Source organism: Aliivibrio sp. 1S175 (assembly GCF_001690985.1).
GTDB lineage: Bacteria > Pseudomonadota > Gammaproteobacteria > Enterobacterales > Vibrionaceae > Aliivibrio.
Map to the genome: position 1 here is coordinate 502,264 of NZ_MAJS01000079.1, position 24,199 is coordinate 526,462.

Here is a 24,199-nt window from a genome sequence, read left to right on the forward strand (position 1 = left end):
GATAGGAGGTAGCTATGACTGGAATCAATAACGTTGGTCAAAACGGCTTGTCCTACATCGACCAGCTTAAAAGTCTTCAAGAGGCAAATAAGCCTGAAAAGACCACTGGTGGTAAAAATGAACTGAAGCAAGAAGACTTCCTTTCATTATTAACCAAACAGTTGTCTCAACAAGACCCGTTTAAGCCGGTTGAAAACGATCAAATGATTGCTCAAATGGCATCATTTGCAACCGTTGATGGTATTGGCAAGATGAATACACAGTTTGATAGCTTGAATTCATCAATGACATCTAACCAAGCATTACAAGCGTCTTCGCTTGTAGGCCGTGATGTTCTAGTACCTGGCGCTAAAGGCTTAAAAGAAGCAGATAAAAGTATGGCGGCAATGGTTAAATTGCCACAATCAATTAATAACCTAATGGTTCGTGTTGAAAACGAGCAAGGTCAATTAATTCGTACTTTAGATGTGGGCGCTAAACCTGCTGGCGACACTCGTGTTGAGTGGGACGGCAAAGATGAAAAAGGCAATGCAATGCCTGCTGGTCGCTACAGTATTAAAGCGGCGGGCGTGCTTGATGGAGAAAACAAAGAATTTGGCGTATCAACATACGCTAACGTCAACAGTGTTCTTCTAGGCAAAGGCGATGGCAATGTTCTGCTTAATCTTGCTGGCTTTACCTCACCTATGAAACTAGCAGAAGTGTTAGAAGTAGGTAAGGCGTAAAAGGGCGAATATTCAGTGCAGCATTTTAGCTGCCTGAATACTCCCATTTATAGTGAAATTCATTAAATAGAGCTATGCCAATTCCTTTAACATTCCCAATGACGGTGATCGTTAATGGAATTGGAAATCATCAGCGTAGCTAGATAGGAGATATCAAATGTCATACGTAGCATTAAGTGGTCTAGCCGCTGCTCAAAAAGACTTAAACACAACATCAAACAACTTGGCGAATGCCAATACATTTGGCTTTAAAGAATCTCGTGCAGAGTTTGGTGATGTGTATTCCTCATCATTATTTTCTAATGCAAAAACCACAACTGGTGGTGGTGCACAAACCACAAAAATTGCTCAGCAATTCCATGAAGGTTCTAGTATTTATACGAATAATCCAATGGATTTACGTATTTCTGGTCAAGGTTTTTTTGGTGTCGCAAAAGATCGTTTGCAACCAGCGACAAATGAATTAAGCCGTAATGGTGCGTTTCATTTAGATAATGAAAACTATATGACGACATCAAATGATGAGTTTTTATTAGGTTATTCAGTTGATCCTGAATCAGGAAACGTATCGTCTTATGAGCCAAAAGCACTTAAGATCCCAGATCAATTTGGTAAACCAAAAGCAACTGAAAATGTACAAATTGGAATGAACTTACCAGCGACAGAAGTACCAAAAGACCCCGCTCTTTTTGATATGAACGATCCAGATACTTATAATAAAGCAACGTCAGTAACGACGTATGATTCATTAGGTCAACCATACAAAATGACGACGTATTACGTAAAAGATGCAACACAACCAAATCGCTGGAATGTGTTTTATTCTTCAACGGATACTGAAGGTGAAAAAGCCGTAAACATTAATGCGGGTGATGCAACAAATGCGGCTGGTCAAGTTGGTCATTCTATTATCTTTAATAATGATGGTACGACTCAAAGTGTGAATGCTGGACAACCTGTCACGACAACAACATTAGGTTCTAATGGTTTGAACTTAAATGGCGCAGATACAGAACAAACGTTAACCATGGAATTTGATAATCCAACTCAATTCTCCGCCCCGTTTGAAATGCGTCGTTTCAGTGAAGACGGTGCAACAACGGGTTACTTATCAAAAGTAGATATTGATAAGAGCGGTAACATTGTAGGGTCTTATTCAAACGGAAAAGACGTGACTCTTGGTCGTGTGGCAATGGTTCGTGTTACTAACCAGCAAGGCCTTGCACAAAATGGTGGCACGCAGTGGTCTACGACACAAGCGTCTGGTGCTGCAATTTGGGGTGAAGCAAACCAAGGTTCATTTGGTGATATTCAAAGTGGTACGTTAGAGCAATCAAACATCGATATGACTCAAGAGTTAGTTGATTTGATTTCTGCACAGCGTAACTTCCAAGCGAACTCTCGTTCACTGGATGTACATAACCAACTGCAACAAAACATCCTACAAATTCGTTAATTTAAACGAAATTATCTTTACAGAATTGCCGTCAGCCTTGACGGCAATTTTTTACCCAGATTATTTGCCTCTTATTCTCGTTTCCTTTCCTCTTTATTTATTTAAACGCTATATATCTCACTTCATAATCAATTAACTGCATGAAAATAAAGGTTAATTAAAGTTGGCACACTCATTGCTATTATAACTTCAGATAGATTATTGGAGTTCATTATGGATCGCGCATTATTTTTAGCCATGAGTGGCGCAAAGCAAAACATGCAAGCTATGCAGCTTAGCTCAAACAACCTTGCTAACGTAAGCACTACAGGCTTTCGTGCGGATTTAGAGCAAGCGCGTTCAATGCAAGCGTATGGCGAAGGTTTGCCTACTCGTGTATTTAGTATGACTGAGCGTCCAGGCAGCAGTTTTTCTCAAGGCTCAGTGATTACTACTGGTCGTGATTTAGATTTAACTATCGAGGGTGATGGTTGGATTTCGGTTATGGATAACACAGGCCGTGAAGGCTTAACTCGTGCCGGTAATCTAAAAATTGATGAAACGGGTTTATTAATGAATGGCAGCGGCCACCTAGTATTAGGTGAGAATGACGCGCCAATTACGTTACCGCTTCCGATCTCAAAAATTCAAATTGCAAAGGACGGCACTATCTCTGTTCTTGAGCAAGGCGCCCCAGCCGAAGCAATGGCTGAAGTTGACCGCATTAAATTAGTTCGTACCGATAATCGCGATTTATTTAAAGACACGAATGGTTTGTTCCGTTCAAAAAATCCTAATAATGCATTTCAAGCGGATGCGGGTGTCACCGTATTAAAAGGCGCATTAGAAGGCAGTAACGTTAATGCCGTAGGTGAGATGACCAATTTAATTGATTTGCAGCGTCAGTTTGAAATACAAGTCAAGATGATGAGTACCGCTGAAGAGATGGATAAAGCTTCAGACTCATTATTACGTATGGGTTAATTGACCAATTAACTTGATTAACTTAATACATTAAAGAATTTAGAGGAATACACAATGAATCCAGCATTATGGGTAAGTAAAACAGGGTTAGACGCACAACAAACGAATATTGCGACTATTTCAAATAACTTGGCGAATGCCTCTACGGTTGGTTTTAAAAAGAGCCGTGCCGTATTTGAAGATCTGTTTTACCAAAACGTAAACCAAGCCGGTGCTCAATCAACGCAAAATACTGAGCTACCAACAGGTTTAATGCTTGGTTCTGGTTCTAAAGTTGTGGCAACACAAAAAGTATTTACGAACGGTAATGCACAAACCACCTCGAACGGCATGGATATGATGATCGAAGGTAAAGGCTTTTTCCAAGTAACGATGCCAGATGGCAACATTGGTTACTCTCGTAATGGTCAATTTACCTTAAATGATGAGGGTGCAATCGTAACAACGGGCGCTGGCTATCGTTTAGAACCTGAGATTGTTGTTCCTGAAGATGCAATCAACGTGACAGTGGGTACTGATGGTGAAGTGTCTGTTCGTCTGCGTGGACAACAAGATAACCAAGTTATTGGTCAAATCACAACGGTTGATTTCATTAACCCAGGCGGACTAGAGCCTGTAGGTCAAAACCTTTACTTACCAACAGGCGCAAGTGGTGATCCACAAGAAGGTACTCCCGGTCTAGAAGGTTTAGGTGCAATTCGTCAATCTATGCTTGAAGCATCAAACGTAAACGTAACTGAAGAACTAGTAAACATGATTGAAGCACAACGTGTTTATGAAATGAACTCTAAAGTAATCTCTGCTGTTGATAAGATGGCAAGCTTTGTTAACCAACAATTGTAATTGGTGATTAAGATGAAACGTCTTCTTTGTTTATTGATGCTAACCGCTTTAACTGGCTGTGAATCATTATTGGTACGAAACCCAAGCTTACAAGAAAGTGAAGTGACTTCAGCGACTACAAATGTAGATGCTGTGGAAGGTGACAAAGCAAAAGAAGAAAGTGGTGGCATTATTGATACCCTTCGTGGTCGTAATGATCCCATCTCTGGTGATCCAGCATGGGCTCCGATTCATCCTAAAGAAAAACCAGAACATTACGCAGCAGCGACAGGATCATTATTTAACACAGATCATGCTCAAGACATGTACGATGACACTAAGCCTCGTGGTTTAGGTGATATTGTTACTGTCACGCTTGCTGAGAATACCAAAGCGGCAAAAAGTGCCGATGCCGAATTATCAAAAAAAAATGACTCAAGTATGGATCCACTGCAAGTCGGTGGGCAAGAGCTACAAATGGGTGGCCAATATAACTTCTCTTACGAATTATCAAACGATAATAACTTTACGGGTAATACCTCTGCAAACCAAAGCAACAGCTTAAGTGGCTCAATTACGGTAGAAGTGATTGAAGTATTATCAAATGGTAACTTATTGATCCGCGGTGAGAAGTGGCTAACACTTAATACGGGAGATGAATATATTCGTTTGAGTGGCACTATTCGTCCTGAAGACATTAATTTTGATAACACCATCGCATCAACCCGAATTTCAAACGCACGTATCCAATATTCTGGTACGGGTGATCAACAAGATATGCAAGAACCTGGATTCTTGGCACGATTCTTTAATGTAGCACTGTAATAATGACGAATCGTTGGAGTTTTGACGTGAAGAAAAACCTAGTTACCTTAATTCTTACTTGGTTATGCCTAAGTATCTCTACTGCACAAGCGGCACGTATTAAAGACGTGTCAGAAGTAGCGGGAGTTCGTAGTAACCAATTAATCGGCTATGGTTTGGTTTCTGGTTTGCCGGGAACGGGTGAATCAACCCCATTTACCGATCAAAGCTTTAATGCCATGTTGCAAAACTTCGGTATTCAATTGCCACCAGGCACAAAGCCAAAAACAAAAAACGTAGCGGCCGTAATGGTCACCGCGACATTGCCAGCCTTTTCAAAACAAGGCCAAGTGGTTGATGTTACGGTTTCTTCTGTTGGTTCAGCAAAGAGTTTACGTGGTGGTACTTTACTGCAAACGTTCTTAAAAGGTTTAGATGGTAAGACCTACGCAATTGCACAAGGTAATTTAATCGTAAGTGGCTTTAGTGCAACGGGTGCGGATGGTTCTAAAATTGTTGGTAATAACCCAACAGTAGGCCGTATCTCTGGTGGCGCAATGGTTGAACGTGAAGTTCCCTCTCCATTTGGACGTGGTGATTTCATTACTTTCAATTTATTAGAGTCTGATTTTACGACGGCTCAGCGCATGGCTGATGCAGTAAATAATTTCTTAGGGCCAAATATGGCGTCAGCGATTGATGCGACATCAGTGCGAGTTCGTGCTCCGCGTGATATCAGCCAACGCGTGGCTTTCTTATCAGCCGTTGAGAATGTCGATTTTGATCCAGCCGATGGTTCTGCAAAAATTATCGTTAACTCACGTACAGGCACTATTGTTGTAGGCAAGCACGTTAAATTAAAAGCGGCGGCAGTCACTCACGGTGGTATGACCGTGGCGATTAAAGAAAATCTACAAGTGAGCCAACCGGGGCCATTTAGCGATGGCCAGACAGTCGTTACGCCAGATTCAGACATCGAAGTAACGGAAGAACAAGGTAAAATGTTTAAGTTTGAACCGGGTTTAACGTTAGATGATTTAGTTCGAGCGGTGAATGAAGTGGGGGCAGCGCCTTCTGATTTAATGGCTATTCTTCAAGCATTAAAACAAGCCGGTGCAATTGAAGGCCAATTGATCATTATTTAATGTTCTTGATACATAGCTAAATAATTACAGGAAACGCACTTCTTCGGAGGTGCGTTTTTTTTGGCATTAAACTTGCTCTGTTAGTAATGTAGAGACAGTCGATTTATTACCCTGATTAAAAAGAGTAAGCGTAAAGATGAATAATTCAGTAAATATGACAGACGTAGGTTTTATCCATGATGTGGGTGGCCTAGATAAATTACGTAAAAGTGCGGTTAATGGCGATCAAGAAAGCCAAGACAAAGCGCTGCGTGCTGCGGCTGAGCAATTTGAATCCATCTTTACACAAATGCTTTTTAAATCAATGCGTAATGCGAATAGTTCATTTAAATCAGATATGATGAGCAGTGATAATCAGCAGTTTTTTGAACAAATGCGTGATGATCAAATGTCGACTGAATTATCGAAAAAAGGATCGCTGGGTTTAGCCGATATGATCGTGGCTCAACTTGGTGCATCACTGAATCAAGAGCCTCCAGTACATAACGGCAAGAATTTAGAGCAAGATGCACGCATGGCAATGCGCAAAGCGGCAACAGATGAAACGTTACGTTTACCGGTTGATTATTCATATCCCAAGGGATCTGAAGCGAAACAAGCATCGCAAGTGGAATCACCAGCCATTACACAGTTAGAAAAAGCATTGGCAGCAAGACCTGTGCAACAACCACAGAAATTTGATTCTCCTCAACAGTTTGTTGAGACCATGAAACCGTATGCAGAAAAAGCCGCAAAAGCGTTAGGTGTTGATTCAAATGTTCTTATTGCTCAAGCCGCATTAGAAACTGGCTGGGGTAAGAAAGTGATTCAAAATTCGGTGGACTCAAGTCATAACTTATTCAACATTAAAGCGGATAGAAGCTGGCAGGGTGATAAGATCGCTAAAAACACCTTGGAGTATCACGATAATATCGCAGTGACAGAGAATGCCGCCTTCCGTTCATACGATAATTATGAAGAAAGCTTCAGTGATTTTGTTCGTTTCTTAAATCAAAACCCACGTTATGAACGTGCACTGCAGCAGACTCAAAGCTCTGAAAGCTTTATTAAAGGCATTCACAGTGCGGGTTATGCAACAGACCCAAATTATTCAGATAAAGTCATGAGTGTAATGAAAACGGTAGAAAGTCTCACTAAATAACGTTAATTACCTTATAAAAATCCTGCCTCTTATAATAAGCTGCAGGATTTTTTTGTTCTTGCCGCTTAAATAAAGGAAAGAGGCAAAGAAAGGCAATAAAATAGACTAGGAAGAGGCAATAAGGCGTCGTAATGATTGTTTTATCTTCTATTTTATTGATATTAAATAAAATAAAAGTTGGCACATTGATTGCTATATTAGATTCGTTAGGAAATATTTATCGCATCTTTTATAGAGTTTTGGAGGCTACATGGGACTTGATATGCTACATCTGGGTACACAAGGTGTGCTTACGGCGCAGCGTCAACTGAATACGACCAGTCACAATATTAACAACGTTAATACTGAAGGCTTTAGTCGTCAATCGGTTGTTCAAGAAACCAATATGCCTCATTGGATGTCAGGTGGAAACCTCGGCGCAGGCGTGCACGTTGCCGCTGTGCGACGTTCGTTTGATCAGTTCGCAATAAATGAACTGAATTTATCGACAACCAATTTAAACTACTCTATGGATACAGAAGCAAATCTTGATGTTCTAACGAATATGATGTCGTCTATTGGCGCTAAACGTATTCCAGAAAACATCAATGATTGGTTTGATGCCGTAAAAACCCTTGCCGATAGCCCTAACGAAATCGGTGCGCGTAAAGTAGTCCTAGAAAAATCACGTCTTGTTTCACAAAGCTTAAATGACTTTTATGAAAACGTACGTCAACAAAACTCAGACGTAAATAAAAAGATGGATCTAACGGTAGAGCGTATGAATGGTATCGCTCTCGAGTTAAAAGAAATTAACCAAATGATGGTCAAGACCCCAGGTCCGCACAATGACCTAATGGATCGTCATGAAAAGTTAATTAAAGAACTGTCTCAATACACAAAAGTGACCATTACTAAGCGTGATAACGAGAATTCATTCAATGTCTTAATTGGTGGTGGACACATGTTAGTGTCTGGTACTCATGCAAGTGAATTGAAAATGATAGCAGGGACTCCTGACCCATTACAGCGTCGACTAGCGATGATTGAAGGTAAGGGGATGAAAGCGATTCAGCATGACAGTATTGGCGGTAAATTATCGTCGCTATTTGAATTGCGTGATAGCACAATCCCAACAATGATGGATGAATTAGGCCGAGTTGCTGTTGGTTTTAGCAGTGAAGTTAATCGCCTACAAAGCCAAGCTATTGATTTGCGAGGTCAAATTGGTGCAAATATTTTCTCTGATGTGAACTCAGAACAAGCCGCTTTTAGCCGTGCAATTGTTGAAGGTGATTCATCTGCTGAAGTCGGTGTATTTATTGATGATATTAGTCAATTAAAAGCCGGTGATTATGCTCTGAAGTATGACGGAAGCCAATATACCGTGACCCGACCTACTGGCGACGTACAGCGCTTAGACCCAACCGGTAACCCATCGACTTTTTTCTTAGACGGTATGCGAGTGGAAATTCGTGAACCACTCACTGCAGGTGAGCGTGTGTTACTTCGCCCAACGCGTACTGCGGCTGGTAACATGAAGCTTGAAATGAATGAAGCAGAAAAAATAGCCGCACAAAGCTATGCAAGCTCAGCAACATTTGCAACAGGTAATGCCAAATTTAAAGTATTACAATCGGGTGATTTAAAAGAGTTTCAAGTAGTCATTTCTCCTGCCGCAAATCAATTTGCAGTATTGGATATGAAAGGAAAGATGTTACTTGAACCACAAACGTATCCGCCAAAAGGTCCGGTAACCGTTGGTGGAACAACATTTGAATTGTCTGGTGGCGCAGCCGCAAATGATAAATTTGCAGCAAACCTCGTTCCATCAGAAGGTGATAACGGTAACTTACTGTTAATGCAAGGTCTTCAAACGCGTAAAGTGATGGATGAAGGTCGTTCAACGGTGATCGATTTATACCAAAACATGAATACAGAAGTTGGCCTTAAAAAAGCAACGGCATCTCGCTTATCTGAAGTTTCTCGTGTTGAAAATGAAGCCGCGCAAAGTCGTGTAGCTTCGGTTGCTGGCGTAAACTTAGATGAAGAAGCGGCAAATATGATGAAGTTTCAACAAGCGTACATGGCCTCTTCTCGGATCATGAAAGCGGCAGATGAGACGTTTAATACTATTTTGCAATTATCGTAACTAAGAGGCATTAGATATGTTAACTCGTATTTCAAGCTTTCATAATTACCAATCTGTACAGAATGATATTTCTCGTCAAGAAGCGAAAGTACATCAAAATAGTGCTCAATTAGCATCAGGTAAAAAGCTATTAACCGCAGGTGACGACCCCGTAGCTGCATTATACGCCCAAAACCTAACGCAAAAGAAAGAAGAATTACGCCAATACAGCGATACCATTATTTTAGCGCGTAACCGTTTAGAGCGTCATGAAGTTGCGATAGCTAATGCAGAGCAATTTGCTGATGATGCAAAACGCAGTGTTATGGAAATGATTAACGGTTCTCTTGCACCAGAAGACCGTTATGCTCATGCGCAAGACATTAAAGGTATAGCTGATAACTTTTTAAACCTAACCAATATGTTAGATGAATCAGGGAATTATTTATTCTCTGGTACCAAATCAAAAACACAACCATTTTTCCGTTCGAATGATGGAACCGTTGCTTATGCTGGTGATGAATATCAGCGTAGTTTGAAAGTGTCAGGTTCAATAGAAGTGGCTGTTAATGACTCGGGCAGTAAATTATTTACAGAAATTAAAAACCCATTTGGTGATTACGACCCACAATACTCACTGAAAGAAGGGTCTGAATTACTGCTGTCTAAAGCGACAAATACAAATTATACCGATCCTGCAACGTATGAAATCAGTTTTAATGCAGGTGCTGATGGTAAATATAATTACCAATTATCCAAAGATGGCAGTGCAGTGAAAACCGCTCAGTTTGATCCTGCTGATGGGATTAAGTATGAAGGGGTAGATATACAGATCCGTGGCCAGCTAAAAGCAGGCGATACGATTACTCTTGAACCAAAGAAAACGATTAGCGTTTTTGATTCTTTCAAAAAAGCACAAGAACTGGCATTAAATGATGTGTCTGATGCATCAAGTACGGCAGAGTTACATCAAGTGACGGATGAGTTTCATGCGGCATTTATTCACTTAAGCCAAGCACAGGCTGAAGTGGGAACAAGGCAAAATACACTTGATCAACAAGAAATGCAGCACCAAGATTTTGATTTAACGATATCTAAATCGTTAAGCTCTATCGAAGACTTGGATTATGCTCAAGCCGTGATTGAATTTAGCGAGAATACACGAGCTCTTCAGGCTTCTCAGCAAGCCTTTGGTAAAGTAAAAGACATTACTTTATTTAATTACGTGTAAATAAATAAGTTTGATAAAAAGCCTAGCTGTGAAGTTAGGCTTTTTTTATATGTTAGCCCTATGAATTATCAATATTCATAGGGGAAGTACATTGCCGTTTTTTTGTTTTTTGCTTGAATAAAGTCAGAGAGATAAAAAGAAAAAACAGAGAGGCAAGGGCGGCAAATTAGCTTTTAAAGCGGCAATAAAATAAATGATATAAAAAATATCGATGAGGAATAAGGGTAATGCCCATATTTAACTTATTGATATTATATGCTTTAGTTGTTTTTTTTATTTAATGGCTATTTTTATTAAAGTTGGCACACCTTATGCTAATTATATAACTATGACTGAGACGCTCACAGTTTGCCAATGGTGAATAGTGGCATGGCAGGGGCAAGTGGGGTTCATCCCTTTGTTCTTTGTATGTCAGTCATTAATTTATGTATCCGTCTTGTCTTGGCATGAGATTTGATAGGTAAATTACATGACATTGAAAAACATTGGCCAATTGTGGCTGATATTTAACTATGAATTTTAAATATTTCTGAATAGAGCAGAAAGTAGATTTCGTGAAAACGAAGCTAAAGGAGAGCAACGATGGCTGTAAATGTAAATACTAACGTATCTGCGATGACTGCGCAGCGTTACCTAAATAACGCAACAAACGATCTAAATAACTCAATGGAGCGTTTGTCTTCAGGTACTAAAATCAACAGCGCAAAAGATGACGCTGCTGGTCTACAAATTTCTAATCGCTTAACAGCGCAGACTCGTGGTCTTGACGTTGCTATGCGTAATGCGAACGATGGTATCTCTATCGCTCAAACGGCTGAAGGTGCGATGGGCGAATCGACCAATATCCTTCAACGTATGCGTGATTTATCATTGCAAGCGGCAAACGGTTCAAACACAGATCAAGATCGCTCTTCAATTCAAGAAGAAGTGCATGCGCTTTCTGATGAACTAAACCGTATTGCAGAAACAACCTCTTTTGGTGGTCGTCGTCTACTTAACGGTACGTTCGGTGAATCTGCATTCCAAATCGGCGCAAACGCGGGTGAAGCCATTCTTATCGAATTAACGTCTGTACGTGCTGATGATAGCCGTATGGGTGGTCAACGTTTTGTTTCTGAAAACGGTAAAGGCGCTGATTGGGGTGTTGAAACTGGTAAAAATGACTTGAAATTAGAGTTCACTACTAAAAAAGGTGAAGCCGTTTCTATCGATATCAGTGCAAAAACTGGCGATGATATTGAAGAGCTAGCGACCTACATCAACGGTCAATCAGACAAGATATCTGCGTCTGTTGGTGATGACGGTAAACTTCAGCTGTTTGCTGCTGAACCCTCTATTCAAGGTGAGTTAACCGTGTCTGGTAACCTTGCTTCTGAGTTAGGTTTAACTGGCGGTGTTGGTACTAAAGCAACGGTTGATAAACTAGACGTAACATCAGTAGGTGATGCGCAAGTGTCTATCGGTGTTATCGATTCAGCATTAGCTTATATCGACCGTGAACGTGCGGATTTAGGTGCAAAACAAAACCGTTTAGGTCACAGCATCAATAACTTGTCTAACATTCAAGAGAATGTGTCTGCTTCTAATAGCCGAATCAAAGATACTGATTTTGCCAAAGAAACAACAAACATGACAAAAGCACAAATCCTTCAGCAGTCTAGTACGTCTATTCTTGCTCAAGCGAAACAGTTACCAAACGCTGCACTAACTTTACTGCAGTAATAGAGTAACTAGCAACAGTCATCTGAGTGAACAAGAGGTGCTCTCATCTCTCATCAACCTCTTGTTCATTTGATTGTTGTGCAAGTTTTAGGTAACTGGTTTTTTGTGTTCTTCTCACAGATCTCCTCATAAAAAACCAACCTAGCTTTATGCCCCTTTAATGGGGCTACCCTTTTCTATTTCTCCCTTTCGTGTTTTCTTATCTTTTTCTAGTTCCTTTATTTTTAGTTCCTTTCTTTCTATTTTCCTCTTAAGTTTATTTTTTCAGCGCCGATAAAGTCTTATAAGAGTCTATTTTGCTATATCAGTGAACCGCTATTTTAATTAAGAGGTCATTATGACAGTGACAGTAAACACCAATGTGTCTGCCATGACGGCACAGCGATATTTGAATCAAGCAACAGAACAGTTAAATCAATCGATGGAACGTCTTTCTTCTGGTAAGCGCATTAATAGTGCCAAAGATGATGCGGCAGGATTGCAAATTTCTAATCGACTACAAGCTCAAATGAGCGGGTTAAATGTTGCTGTGCGTAATGCCAATGATGGTATTTCTATTGCTCAAACGGCGGAAGGTGCGATGAATGAAAGCACCAATATCCTTCAGCGTATGCGTGATTTAGCGTTGCAATCATCAAATGGTTCAAATGCTTCACAAGATAGACAAGCGATCCAAGAAGAAGCCGATGCGCTAAATGATGAATTAAATCGTATTGCTGAAACAACCTCTTTTGGTGGACGTCGTTTATTGAATGGTCAATTTGGGACATCAACTTTCCAGATTGGTGCCAATGCAGGTGAGGCGGTACAACTCACGTTAGGCAGTATGCGTTCTGATACCTTAGCGATGGGCGGTTTTCATTACACCTCTCAAAATCAGCTAAATAAAGGTTGGACTGTCCCAGAAGGCGGCCAAACCTTAACCATGTCATTTGCTGATGAAAATGGTAAAGCTCAAGAGATCACGATAGAAGCGAAAGCGGGTGATGATATTGAAGAGTTAGCAACTTATATCAATGGACAGAATGACACGGTTCAAGCGTCAGTGGATGAAAAAGGCCAGTTGCAGTTATTTACTGCCGGTGATTTAGTTTCAAGTGCGGTGACCTTTGGTGGCTCGTTATCAGCGGAACTTGCGATTGGTGGTGCGGTATTTGATACCGTCAATGATTTAGATTTAACCAGTGTGGGTGGTTCTCAAAAAGCGATTGCTACGTTAGATGCCGCATTAGGATTTGTTGATAAAGAACGTGCCACTTTAGGGGCTTTTCAAAATCGTTTTGGTCATGCAATTAATAATTTAAATAATATTAATGAGAACATCTCTACATCGAACAGTCGAATTGAAGATACTGATTTTGCTAAAGAAACGGTCGAAATGATGAAGGCTCAAATATTACAACAAGTGAGCTCAACAATATTAGCTCAAGCAAAGCAATCACCAGACATTGCATTAAAATTACTAGGCTAATGAGAGAGTGAATGTATGTTCTCTTTTTATTAAACCAGCGTTGAGCTGGTTTTTTTTCGCCTAGAAAAAATAAGCGGCGTTATAAGGAGAGAGAATTTGCTTTTGTTGACGAAAGACTCAAAGGTTATTTTATATCAATAAGATACCGCTTACTTGGTGGGTTCGCTTAAAACTTGAGCTGTTTTTCTGTCAGATTGTAAAAACTTTGAAGCATGATCATAGTTCATAAAGTAATCAGTCGTTTTATAAATAAATCAATAAAGGTTTATTTTTAACCGTCGCTACATTAAGTATCAGGCGCTAATAGCAATATTGTTAGTACCAAATAATAAAGCTCAGTTTCTGAACACGGAAACCATCGGCAAATTAAACGGAGATACAACAATGTCAATTACAGTAAATACGAACGTATCAGCAATGACAGCTCAGCGTTACCTGAATAGTGCAACGGATGGCGTCAATAAATCAATGGAGCGCTTATCTTCTGGCTTTAAAATTAATAGCGCGAAAGACGATGCGGCAGGTCTGCAAATTTCAAATCGTTTAACGTCCCAGTCTCGTGGATTAGAAGTTGCTGTACGTAATGCGAATGATGGTATTTCAATGGCACAGACAGCAGAGGGTGCAATGAATGAGTCGACCAACATCCTTCAACGTATGCGTGATTTATCACTGCAATCATCAAATGGTTCAAACACAACAGCGGATCGCGAAGCGATCCAGCAAGAAGTTGGCGCTTTAAATGATGAGCTAAACCGCATTGCAGAAACAACCTCATTTGGTGGTTCTCGCCTTCTAAATGGTCAGTTTGGTACAAAGTCATTTCAAATTGGGGCAGATTCGGGTGAAGCCGTCATGCTTAGCTTAAATAACATGCGCTCAGATTCTGCATCAATGGGCGGGACGAGTTATAAAGCAGAAGCTGGACGTGATGCTAATTGGATGGTTAACGCTGAAAATTCGGAACTTACTGTATCGTTTTTAAATAAAGCCGGTGAAGAAAAAGAGCTAACGATTAATGCAAAAACTGGTGATGATATTGAACAGGTAGCGACGTACATTAATGGCCAAACAGATTCAATTAATGCATCAGTGTCTGAAAACGGTGAACTGCAAATCGTCACCTCTAATGACAAGGTACAAGGTGAAGTTACATTTGGTGGCTCATTAGCAAACGAGCTAAACATGGGTAAAGCTCAAGCTGAAACCGTAAAAAATATTGATGTAACCACAGTTGGAGGCTCACAGAAGGCCGTTGCTATACTTGATGCAGCAATGCAGTTTGTTGACTCTAACCGTGCAGATCTAGGTGCATTTCAAAACCGCTTTAATCATGCTATTTCTAATTTAGATAACATTAATGAAAATGTATCAGCGTCAAATAGCCGTATTAAAGATGTCGATTTTGCCAAAGAAACGACAGAGATGACGAAAGCTCAAATTCTTCAACAAGCAAGTTCATCCATCTTAGCTCAAGCTAAGCAAGCACCTAATGCTGCGCTTGGGTTACTACAATAATGTAATTAAACTTTTAAGGTAATTGTGCTCTCACACTATATATAAAAGCTGAGGTTTTCCTCGGCTTTTTTTATATATCATTATTTTTAGAATGGCATTTCATAATGGCTAAAAATAATTCTGAACAATAATTAATCTAATTATCTTTTAAATTTTCTATATATAGAGATGTCCTTCACGTTTTATCTCTTATTTAAGTTAATTTCATTTTTTTTATCTTTTTTCCTAAAGAGTTTTTGATCTTGAGCGATAACCTAATTACAAGACAGAACGATGTTAAATACTTAATCTTCTTTAAAAAGAAAAGCTTAAAAAATAAAAAGTTTTTTCTAAAGTAATTCAAAGTTAGGTCGTTAAGTTATGTATCAACGATGATTAATACGGTTTCCAATCCAGGAGCGGAGTGATTCGGAACCAAAGCGGAGAAATAAATTATGGCTATCAATGTAAACACAAACGTATCAGCAATGACTGCGCAGCGTTATTTAAATAATGCAACTAATGACCTAAACAGCTCAATGGAGCGTTTGTCTTCAGGTCTTAAGATTAACAGTGCAAAAGACGATGCGGCTGGCCTACAAATTTCAAACCGTCTAACTTCTCAAACTCGCGGCTTAGATGTTGCAGTTCGAAATGCAAACGATGGTATCTCAATGGCGCAAACTGCTGAAGGAGCGATGAACGAAACAACGAACATCCTTCAACGTATGCGTGATTTATCACTTCAATCTTCTAACGGTTCAAATACATCATCTGACCGTGGTGCAATTCAAGAAGAAGTGGTTGCTTTGAATGACGAATTAAACCGTATTGCAGAAACAACATCGTTTGGTGGTACAAACCTATTAAACGGTCAGTTTGGAACTAAGTCTTTCCAAATCGGTGCAGATTCAGGTGAAGCGGTAATGCTAACACTGAACAACATGCGCTCAGATACAACAGCGATGGGTGGTCACACTTACTCTGCGACGGAAGGTAAAGACGCAAGCTGGTCAGTAAATACAGAAAAAACAGAATTAACAATGAACTTTGTCGATAAAGAAGGCAAAGAGCAAAATATCTCAATCAATGCAAAAGCAGGCGATGATATTGAAGAAGTTGCGACTTACATCAATGGTCAAAGCAATGCGATAAACGCATCTGTTACCGGTGAAGGCAAACTGCAAATATTTGCATCTGCTGACGCGAGTGAGATTAAATTTGGTGGTTCACTAAGCAATGAATTAGGTATGGGTAACAAGGTTGCCGATACAGTAAAAAGCATCGATGTAACGACCGTAGGTGGCTCACAAAAAGCCGTTGCGATTCTTGATTCAGCAATGCAATACGTTGATTCAAACCGTGCAGACCTTGGTGCTTTCCAAAACCGCTTTGGTCACGCTATCAGTAACTTAGAAAATATTAATGAGAACGTTAATGCGTCTAACAGCCAAATCAAAGATGTTGATTTTGCTAAAGAAACGACAGCAATGACGAAAGCTCAAATCCTGCAACAAGCGAGCTCGTCTATTCTAGCTCAAGCTAAGCAGGCACCAAATGCAGCATTAGGCCTGTTGGGCTAATCAGCATCGTAAATACTTGTGAGTATGGGGATTTATGCGACACGCTGAGTTCCTTCCCAACAGGTCATAAGTGAGTCTGACTTACTTTTTTAAATTAACCTAGGCTATCCCGTATGTATTTTGTAGAGGTGAGAGTCTACAAAGTGCATTGAGATACGCTTTATTAAATATATGTGAGAATCAATGGCTGGTTTGGAGGATGAGACCAAACCACTGTTGTACAATTTTCCTTAGGAGATCTATTTATGTCTATTACAGTAAATACTAACGTATCAGCAATGACAGCACAGCGTTACTTAAACAGCGCAACATCTGACGTAAACCAATCAATGGAACGTCTGTCTTCTGGTAGCAAAATCAACAGTGCTAAAGATGATGCAGCTGGCCTACAAATCTCTAACCGTCTAAACACGCAAACACGTGGTCTAGACGTAGCGGTTCGTAACGCAAACGACGGCATCTCTATGATGCAAACTGCTGAAGGCGCAATGAAAGAGACGTCAAACATCCTTTCTCGCGTACGTGACCTTGCACTGCAATCGTCAAATGGTTCAAACACTGATGCTGACCGTGGCGCGATCCAACAAGAAGTAACGGCGCTTTCTGATGAAATGAACCGTATTGCTGAAACAACGTCTTTTGGTGGTACTCGTCTACTAAACGGTAGCTTCGGTACTAAATCTTTCCAAGTTGGTGCTGATTCTGGTGAAGCAGTAATGCTTACTCTGAACAACCTACGTGCTGACGAGTCAAACATGGGTGGCCAATCTTTCACTGCGAAAGAAGGTGTTGCTGCGGGTTGGACTGCTGGTAAAGACGCAAACATGACTATCTCTTTCACAGACAAAGCGGGCGAAGAGCAATCTGTTTCTATCAACGCTAAAGCTGGCGACGATATCGAAGAAGTAGCAACATACATCAACGGCCAAACTGACAAAGTTAGCGCATCTGTTGGTGAAGATGGCAAACTGCAAGTATTCGCAGCTAAAGGCACAATTGAAGGCGAAATCGAATTCTCTGGCGCTCTAGCTAACGAAACTGGTATGTCTGACGCTGTTCAAGCTCAAAAAACAGTAGGTAACATCGATGTTACTTCTGTTGGTGGCTCTCAAGATGCTATCGCAGTTGTTGATGCAGCAATGAAATTTGTTGATAGCCACCGTTCTGAGCTAGGTGCTGCTCAAAACCGTATGGGTCACACAATCAACAACTTAGACAACATTAACGAAAATGTTTCTTCTGCTAAGAGTCAAATCAAAGACGTTGATTTCGCGAAAGAAACAACGGAAATGACGAAAGCACAAATCCTACAGCAAGCAAGCTCTTCTATCTTAGCGCAAGCTAAGCAAGCGCCTAACGCTGCTCTAGGTCTATTACGTTAATCCACGCGATTAATTGATAATACCTAAATAGGTAGGTGGGCGGCTTCATCGTCAACCCACTTACTGAAATATGACAGCAGGGCCGCTCTCCTGCTGTCTTTTTTCGTATTAGGAGGAAAGAGTTATGAACCCCTCATTTGTGTCTTCAGTAACCCCTGCATCCACGCCTTCCAATAACGGCACGCAAATTGCTTATTCTAATCTGCAACCGACATCATCTGTGAATACTATAAATAAAATAGCAGCAAGCGAATCGTCTGAAACATTGACGCCAAGCCAAGCGATTGTAGTAGAAGCAGAACAAAAGCTTGAAACGAAAAAGAAAGAAGAACTTCATAAAGCAGTAAAAGAGCTGAATGAATACGTGAAAAGCATGGATCGAGGATTATCATTTCATTTAGACAGCGAATCAGGGCGGCAGGTTATTACCGTTCGTGAAGTCAGTTCTGGTGAGATTATTCGTCAAATCCCTGATGAAAAAATGTTGGACGTTGCTAGAGAATTAGCTGCCAGTGCATCTGGATTGATAGCTGAGAGGATATAAAACGTTAATTGAGGAAAGCGCTTCATGAGTATGAGCCCGATGGGGATGGGTGGTGGCCTAGATATTAATTCTATGGTGAGCAAAATAGTTGAAAGCGAGCGCTTACCAAAGCAGCAGCGCATCGATCGTGATCGCTCAGATATAGATATGAATATCAGTGGTTACGGCCGTCTGCAAGAATCGTTAGATACCATGAAAAACCTAATGTCGACGTTTCGCCAAGAGGATACGTTTGCATCTCGAACTATCTCAAGCAGTGATGATGAAGTCGTCAGCGCAACCGCGACACCTGATGCCTTAGCTGGCCGATACAGTATCGACGTTTTACAATTGGCTCAAGCTCAAAAATTAGCATCGTCTCCAATTCGTGATGATGCTAAATTTGGTCCAGGAAAACTTGATATATCGCTCGGTGATAAAAATTTCACTATCGATGTTATTGGTAAAAACAATAAAATTACCGATTTATTAAGACAAATTAATGGCGCACCGTCCAACCCTGGTGTGCAAGCTTCTATCGTAAAAGATGATGGCGGATCTCGTCTTATCTTAGCCTCAGACAAACCAGGTGAAAGCCACAAAGTAAAAATTGAAGTTGATGCAGAATATAATGATCAGCTCCATCGTCTTGCTTTTAATCCAAACTTTGATCCCGTGGTATCGACTAAATTCGATATTCCAACCCTTCTTCAATACCAAAATAATCCAGAAATAGCAGCTCAACAAGTAGGTGAACCGTTAACTCAAGAACAAGTTCCAGAATTGAGTGATGATGAAAAATACGCTTACTTTAAACCATTAATCGATGTTGCGAATAGAGATCTTGCGCGTGAAGAAAAAGCGGCGAAAGAAATTCTAGTTCAACAAGAGGCGACGGCTGCATTATCAATACTTGAAGACCCAAGCGATCCTACTTCAGGGATGTCTGGTTGGAGTGAACGTACAGCCGGTACATTACAAGCTGCACTGCCAAATGAAAGTGAAAAAATAGAATTAGCGAAAGCGGCAAAACAAGGTGATAAATCCGCGGCAGAGGCGCTGGCAGAAATTGGTCAAACACCTGATACGGTATTTCAAGCCGCAGGGATTACTTATGAACCGTCTCAACCTGCACCAAAAAAAGAGTTGGTTGATATAGCAAAAGAGAAAATTGAGCAATTACCACCGACAATAAAAGAAATAGCAAAAGAAAAATTAGAACCGATAGAAGAAGTCGTAGAGGCGATTAAGCCTGAAGGCCCACGGAAACCACTGTATTCAGGTCTTCAAGAAGTTCAAACTGCGAGCAGTGCAAAAGTCGTACTTGATGGTATTGCGAGAATTAGTAGTGACACTAATGTAATCCAAGATGCGGTGCATGGTGTTGATATCACGCTTAAAGGAACGACAGTAGAAAACAGCAAGCGTATTGATTTAGACGTTCAGTTTGATAGAGAGGGTGTAAAAGCCGCTATTCAGCAGTTTGTTTCTACTTATAATCAGTTTTATGAAACCACGCAAGCCTTAAGTGGTTTTGACCCAGCGACTGGACAAAGTGGCCCATTGGCAGGAGACAGCGTAGTTCGTTCGGCCGAGTCTCGATTAAAATCTGTTTTCGTTTCGCAAGTAGAGTCCGCCCCTAAAGACATTAAAACATTAATTGAGCTTGGGATATCGACGACGCGTCAAGGGACATTAGAAATAAACGATACGATGCTTGACCGTCAGTTGAATGAAAACTTTGGTCAACTGCATACTTTCTTTGGTGGCTCAAAAGGGTTTGCCAAGAAAGTGGAGGATGTGATCCAAAGCATGACTGGAGTGACGGGGCCAATTCGAACCAGAATGAATACTATGCGAGATCAAAATTACCGTTTGAATGATCAACAAATGGATTTAGATCGTCGAATGGAGAGTATGCAAGAACGTACTCGTAATAAATTTGCCAATATGCAGGACGTTACAGGAAAGATGAAAGCGCAGTTATCTGGCATGATGAACGCATTAGGTTAAAAGAATAGTAAAACCATATATTAGGTGTTTTCGCTGATGTTATTACAACAATTAGAAAAATTAGACCATGAATTACAAAGATTATATCAACGAGATGATATTAATTTTGAACAGTTGGCGGTTGTTTTATTAAATCGGGAACAACTCTTGCATCAATGCATGCAAGTGTCAGAAATAGTGCACTCCACTGAATGGCAAGCTGCAATTGAAAGAACTCAGTTAATTATCCTAGAGATGAATAACTTAGGACAAAAATTTGCTTTAGATTATCAAAAATTGAATCATGGAAAAAAATCGATTCAGTTATATAGAAAATTTCAATAACACTGAGGAAATACGATGAGAGGCTCACTACAAGCATATAAGAAGGTATCGATTGATAGCCAATTAAGTGCTGCATCACCTCATAAGGTCATTCAAATGCTAATGGCAGGTGCTATTGAGCGCTTAATCCAAGGAAAAGCAGCAATGCAGCAAGGTAATATCGCTGTAAAAGGTGAGCGTCTTGGTAAAGCATTGGATATCGTGATCAGTTTACGTACCTGTCTTTCAATGGATGATGGTGGTGACATTGCAAGTAATCTTGATTCTTTGTATGACTTCATGATCCGTCAGATTTCACAAGCAAATCAAAATAATGAACCTCAGTCAATTGATGATGTGGTTGAGATGTTACGTGAAATAAAATCCGCTTGGGACCAGATCCCAGTAGAATTTCATAACCTTACGGCTGATAAAGTTGGCATATAATAAATATATTTTATAAATCAAATATATTTTATGATTTTACCACTAATATCACATTTACAGTATGGTCATCGCTTCATTGTGAGTCATGGTTGCCTTATTTTTCTTATGCTATAAAATGGTCGAGTGATTTCATTGATTTTTAATGAATAAGCCAATTAAATCAAAGAATTAAGGCGTATGATATTTTTATGGAAGGTTTAGCAAAGACTCTAATTATTGAAGATGATGAGCAGAATAGACATAACCTTAAGGTCATTCTTGAGTTTATCGGTGAGCATTGCCATGCTATCTCAACTTCAGAATTGTCTACTTTTGAGTGGAGAGCGCCTTGGAGTGCTTGTTTTTTAGGTCAAGCAACTAATACATCGCAAAAAGAACTGATAAAAAATTCATTAATTGCCCATAACCATATCCCAGTCATTATTATGACTGGGGCTATGTACGATCTTGATGATCTTACTAATTATGTTGGTGAGTTAAACCAGCCTGTTAATTATCCTCAATTAACGGATGCACTTCGTCATTGTCAAGAATTTATGGGCCGCCGTGGTCTTGGTATTCCACACCTTGGTCGAAAAAACACCTTATTCCGTAGTATGGTTGGGCAAAGTTCAGCCATTAGTACTGTACGTCACTTAATTGAACAAGTATCAGGCACAGAAGCGAGTGTTCTTGTATTGGGCGAGTCAGGTACGGGTAAAGAGGTTGTAGCTCGAAATCTTCACTATCATTCACCTCGTCGTAAAGGTCCATTTGTTCCTGTTAACTGTGGGGCAATCCCTCCTGATCTTCTCGAAAGTGAGCTTTTTGGTCATGAAAAAGGGGCATTTACCGGTGCAATTACAGCACGTAAAGGCCGATTTGAATTAGCACAAGGCGGGACGCTTTTCTTGGATGAAATTGGTGATATGCCAATGTCGATGCAAGTGAAGTTACTTCGAGTACTTCAAGAGCGTTGTTTTGAGCGTGTTGGTGGAAATCAAAGCATTAAAGCAGACGTTCGCATTGTTGCTGCAACGCATCGTAATCTGGATGACATGATCGAAAAAGGCATTTTCCGCGAAGATTTATATTACCGTTTAAATGTCTTCCCAATCGAAATGCCAGCACTGCGTGAACGTAAACAGGATATTCCGTTATTACTGCAAGAATTACTGACAAGAATGGAAGCTGAAGGTAGTTCTCGAGTCAGATTAACGCCTCGTGCTGTGAATTCATTAATGGAACATCATTGGCCTGGAAATGTTCGCGAATTAGCTAATTTGATTGAGCGATTAATGATTTTGTTTCCAGGAGAGTCTGTAGATGTAAATCACTTACCGACAAAATACCGTTATAGCGATATTCCTGAGTTTCAACCTGAAAATCACAGTCAGCAGACCATTGAAGAGCAAGAGCAAGCCGCGTTAGCGGATATGTTTGCACATTTTAGTGATGGTGGTGTCCCTCAAATAGCAGCACAAAACTTCGGACCTAAATCAAGTGATTTACCTGAAGATGGTTTAAATTTGAAAGAGATGTTGGCAGATGTTGAAGTCAATATGATTTGCCAAGCACTTGAAGCACAAAATGGAGTTGTTGCAAGAGCGGCAGATATGCTTGGTATGCGAAGAACAACATTAGTAGAAAAAATGCGTAAATATAATCTTACTAAAGATGATATCCGATAATTAAAATTACTGACAATTAATTGACTCGCTAAACTTACGGTTAAACGTAAGTTGTTGATAGTAAGTAATAAAAGGGCTGGCATGTAAAATGCATTAGCCCTTTTGTTGTTTTGGCGGGAATAAAGTTATGCAAGGTAATTCAGAGGGCGAAATCAGTTCACCTCTTGGCACAGTAGAAGAGCAAAATACACGATATAAACAAGTGTTAGATGTTATGCCGGCCGGTGTAATATTATTGAATACTCAAGGTGTCGTGTGTGAAGTTAATCCTGAAGCGATTAGGCTTCTTGGGCCTCCACTATTAGGTGAACGTTGGTTTGAAGTTATTCAGCGATCGTTTGACCCAAGAGAAGACGATGGGCATGAAATATCCCTACGTAATGGTCGTAAAGTACGTTTGGCTATTTCAGCATCAGAAACGGGTCAACTTATTCTTATTACTGATCTGACTGAAACGCGTTTACTGCAATCTCGTGTCAGTGATTTACAACGCTTGTCATCGTTAGGAAAAATGGTGGCTTCCCTTGCTCACCAAGTGAGAACACCTCTATCAAGTGCGATGTTATACGCATCGAATTTGGGTTCCCCTAATTTACCTGCCGCCACCCACAAACGTTTTCAAACTAAATTGGTTGATCGTCTCCATGATCTTGAAAAGCAAGTGAATGATATGTTGCTCTTTGCGAAAGGCGGAGATAACAAAGTGGTTAATTCTTTTACGATCGCTGATTTAGTTGCTGAATATCAACCAATGGTTGAAACCGCATTACAGTCAAACCAAGTTGATTACGCCTTAGAGATAGAAGAAGAAGATACCTTATTAATGGGCAATGCAAACGCCATTGCAAGTGCCATTAGTAATTTGATCATGAATGCCATTCAAGCGATTGGTAAGGAGTGTCAAATCGACGTCTTCTTTAGGCCGGTAAACGGATTTTTAAAAATATCGGTACAAGATAATGGTCCCGGTATTCCATTAGAACTACAAGATAAAATTATGGAACCCTTTTTTACAACACGCTCTCAAGGCACCGGTCTTGGTCTTGCTGTTGTTCAAATGGTGTGTCGAGCACATAAAGGACAACTTGAATTGTATTCAGAACCGGATGATGGTGCGTGCTTCACCATGTCGATCCCGCTAACAGCAACTTATGCTGAATCCGCAACTCAAACAGAATCTGGAGAATAACC

At 40.2% G+C, this 24,199-nt stretch carries 20 protein-coding genes; all 20 read left to right on the forward strand.

What is annotated here, in order from left to right:
• The first annotated feature begins 14 nt into the window (after positions 1–14).
• Positions 15–725: a flagellar hook assembly protein FlgD gene (gene flgD, locus A6E06_RS17560; RefSeq protein ID WP_065593829.1), complete on the forward strand. Its 711-nt coding sequence runs from the start codon at positions 15–17 to the stop codon at positions 723–725.
• Between the two features lie 157 nt (positions 726–882).
• On the forward strand, positions 883–2,181 hold the full coding sequence (flgE, locus tag A6E06_RS17565; RefSeq protein ID WP_065593828.1) for a flagellar hook protein FlgE: 1,299 nt from the start codon (positions 883–885) through the stop codon (positions 2,179–2,181).
• A gap of 213 nt (positions 2,182–2,394) precedes the next feature.
• Positions 2,395–3,144: a flagellar basal body rod protein FlgF gene (locus A6E06_RS17570; RefSeq protein ID WP_065593827.1), complete on the forward strand. Its 750-nt coding sequence runs from the start codon at positions 2,395–2,397 to the stop codon at positions 3,142–3,144.
• A 54-nt stretch (positions 3,145–3,198) separates the two neighbouring features.
• The gene (gene flgG / locus A6E06_RS17575; protein WP_065593826.1) at positions 3,199–3,987 is read left to right on the forward strand and encodes a flagellar basal-body rod protein FlgG; all 789 of its coding nucleotides are present in this window, start codon (positions 3,199–3,201) and stop codon (positions 3,985–3,987) included.
• A gap of 12 nt (positions 3,988–3,999) precedes the next feature.
• On the forward strand, positions 4,000–4,791 hold the full coding sequence (gene flgH / locus A6E06_RS17580; protein WP_065593825.1) for a flagellar basal body L-ring protein FlgH: 792 nt from the start codon (positions 4,000–4,002) through the stop codon (positions 4,789–4,791).
• 2 nt (positions 4,792–4,793) lie between these two features.
• Complete coding sequence (locus A6E06_RS17585; RefSeq protein WP_065593824.1) at positions 4,794–5,915, forward strand: flagellar basal body P-ring protein FlgI; 1,122 nt, start codon at positions 4,794–4,796, stop codon at positions 5,913–5,915.
• A 136-nt stretch (positions 5,916–6,051) separates the two neighbouring features.
• Complete coding sequence (gene flgJ, locus A6E06_RS17590; RefSeq protein ID WP_065593823.1) at positions 6,052–7,056, forward strand: flagellar assembly peptidoglycan hydrolase FlgJ; 1,005 nt, start codon at positions 6,052–6,054, stop codon at positions 7,054–7,056.
• Between the two features lie 250 nt (positions 7,057–7,306).
• Positions 7,307–9,187, forward strand: a complete 1,881-nt coding sequence (gene flgK, locus A6E06_RS17600; RefSeq protein ID WP_065593821.1) for a flagellar hook-associated protein FlgK — start codon at positions 7,307–7,309, stop codon at positions 9,185–9,187.
• Positions 9,188–9,203: 16 nt separating this feature from the next.
• A complete protein-coding gene (gene flgL, locus A6E06_RS17605; RefSeq protein WP_065593820.1) occupies positions 9,204–10,397 on the forward strand; it encodes a flagellar hook-associated protein FlgL in 1,194 nt (397 codons plus the stop codon).
• A gap of 582 nt (positions 10,398–10,979) precedes the next feature.
• Positions 10,980–12,119: a flagellin gene (locus tag A6E06_RS17610; protein ID WP_065593819.1), complete on the forward strand. Its 1,140-nt coding sequence runs from the start codon at positions 10,980–10,982 to the stop codon at positions 12,117–12,119.
• A 337-nt stretch (positions 12,120–12,456) separates the two neighbouring features.
• Complete coding sequence (locus A6E06_RS17615) at positions 12,457–13,590, forward strand: flagellin (protein WP_065593818.1); 1,134 nt, start codon at positions 12,457–12,459, stop codon at positions 13,588–13,590.
• A 384-nt stretch (positions 13,591–13,974) separates the two neighbouring features.
• Complete coding sequence (locus A6E06_RS17620) at positions 13,975–15,108, forward strand: flagellin (protein WP_065593817.1); 1,134 nt, start codon at positions 13,975–13,977, stop codon at positions 15,106–15,108.
• Between the two features lie 434 nt (positions 15,109–15,542).
• Positions 15,543–16,670: a flagellin gene (locus A6E06_RS17625; protein WP_065593816.1), complete on the forward strand. Its 1,128-nt coding sequence runs from the start codon at positions 15,543–15,545 to the stop codon at positions 16,668–16,670.
• Between the two features lie 245 nt (positions 16,671–16,915).
• Complete coding sequence (locus tag A6E06_RS17630) at positions 16,916–18,052, forward strand: flagellin (RefSeq protein WP_065593815.1); 1,137 nt, start codon at positions 16,916–16,918, stop codon at positions 18,050–18,052.
• A 124-nt stretch (positions 18,053–18,176) separates the two neighbouring features.
• Positions 18,177–18,596 carry a flagellar protein FlaG gene (locus A6E06_RS17635; protein ID WP_065593814.1) on the forward strand — a complete coding sequence of 140 codons (420 nt, stop codon included), beginning with the start codon at positions 18,177–18,179 and terminating at the stop codon, positions 18,594–18,596.
• A 24-nt stretch (positions 18,597–18,620) separates the two neighbouring features.
• A complete protein-coding gene (fliD, locus tag A6E06_RS17640) occupies positions 18,621–20,588 on the forward strand; it encodes a flagellar filament capping protein FliD (RefSeq protein WP_065593813.1) in 1,968 nt (655 codons plus the stop codon).
• Between the two features lie 36 nt (positions 20,589–20,624).
• Positions 20,625–20,912 carry a hypothetical protein gene (locus A6E06_RS17645; protein ID WP_255310579.1) on the forward strand — a complete coding sequence of 96 codons (288 nt, stop codon included), beginning with the start codon at positions 20,625–20,627 and terminating at the stop codon, positions 20,910–20,912.
• Positions 20,913–20,927: 15 nt separating this feature from the next.
• Positions 20,928–21,338 (forward strand): flagellar export chaperone FliS, encoded by a 411-nt coding sequence (fliS, locus tag A6E06_RS17650; protein WP_065593812.1) that lies wholly within the window; start codon positions 20,928–20,930, stop codon positions 21,336–21,338.
• A 188-nt stretch (positions 21,339–21,526) separates the two neighbouring features.
• Positions 21,527–23,008 (forward strand): sigma-54 dependent transcriptional regulator, encoded by a 1,482-nt coding sequence (locus tag A6E06_RS17655; protein ID WP_065593811.1) that lies wholly within the window; start codon positions 21,527–21,529, stop codon positions 23,006–23,008.
• A gap of 127 nt (positions 23,009–23,135) precedes the next feature.
• Positions 23,136–24,197, forward strand: a complete 1,062-nt coding sequence (locus A6E06_RS17660) for a PAS domain-containing sensor histidine kinase (protein WP_065593810.1) — start codon at positions 23,136–23,138, stop codon at positions 24,195–24,197.
• Positions 24,198–24,199: the final 2 nt, after the last annotated feature.

Coding starts and splice junctions, on each gene's coding strand:
- flgJ (WP_065593823.1), top strand. CDS start 6,052: ATGAATAATTCAGTAAATATGACAGACGTAGGTTTTATCCATGATGTG.
- flgE (WP_065593828.1), top strand. CDS start 883: ATGTCATACGTAGCATTAAGTGGTCTAGCCGCTGCTCAAAAAGACTTA.
- A6E06_RS17620 (WP_065593817.1), top strand. CDS start 13,975: ATGTCAATTACAGTAAATACGAACGTATCAGCAATGACAGCTCAGCGT.
- fliS (WP_065593812.1), top strand. CDS start 20,928: ATGAGAGGCTCACTACAAGCATATAAGAAGGTATCGATTGATAGCCAA.
- A6E06_RS17635 (WP_065593814.1), top strand. CDS start 18,177: ATGAACCCCTCATTTGTGTCTTCAGTAACCCCTGCATCCACGCCTTCC.
- A6E06_RS17655 (WP_065593811.1), top strand. CDS start 21,527: ATGGAAGGTTTAGCAAAGACTCTAATTATTGAAGATGATGAGCAGAAT.
- A6E06_RS17585 (WP_065593824.1), top strand. CDS start 4,794: ATGACGAATCGTTGGAGTTTTGACGTGAAGAAAAACCTAGTTACCTTA.
- A6E06_RS17645 (WP_255310579.1), top strand. CDS start 20,625: ATGTTATTACAACAATTAGAAAAATTAGACCATGAATTACAAAGATTA.
- flgD (WP_065593829.1), top strand. CDS start 15: ATGACTGGAATCAATAACGTTGGTCAAAACGGCTTGTCCTACATCGAC.
- fliD (WP_065593813.1), top strand. CDS start 18,621: ATGAGTATGAGCCCGATGGGGATGGGTGGTGGCCTAGATATTAATTCT.
- A6E06_RS17570 (WP_065593827.1), top strand. CDS start 2,395: ATGGATCGCGCATTATTTTTAGCCATGAGTGGCGCAAAGCAAAACATG.
- A6E06_RS17630 (WP_065593815.1), top strand. CDS start 16,916: ATGTCTATTACAGTAAATACTAACGTATCAGCAATGACAGCACAGCGT.
- flgK (WP_065593821.1), top strand. CDS start 7,307: ATGGGACTTGATATGCTACATCTGGGTACACAAGGTGTGCTTACGGCG.
- flgG (WP_065593826.1), top strand. CDS start 3,199: ATGAATCCAGCATTATGGGTAAGTAAAACAGGGTTAGACGCACAACAA.
- A6E06_RS17610 (WP_065593819.1), top strand. CDS start 10,980: ATGGCTGTAAATGTAAATACTAACGTATCTGCGATGACTGCGCAGCGT.
- A6E06_RS17615 (WP_065593818.1), top strand. CDS start 12,457: ATGACAGTGACAGTAAACACCAATGTGTCTGCCATGACGGCACAGCGA.
- A6E06_RS17660 (WP_065593810.1), top strand. CDS start 23,136: ATGCAAGGTAATTCAGAGGGCGAAATCAGTTCACCTCTTGGCACAGTA.
- A6E06_RS17625 (WP_065593816.1), top strand. CDS start 15,543: ATGGCTATCAATGTAAACACAAACGTATCAGCAATGACTGCGCAGCGT.
- flgL (WP_065593820.1), top strand. CDS start 9,204: ATGTTAACTCGTATTTCAAGCTTTCATAATTACCAATCTGTACAGAAT.
- flgH (WP_065593825.1), top strand. CDS start 4,000: ATGAAACGTCTTCTTTGTTTATTGATGCTAACCGCTTTAACTGGCTGT.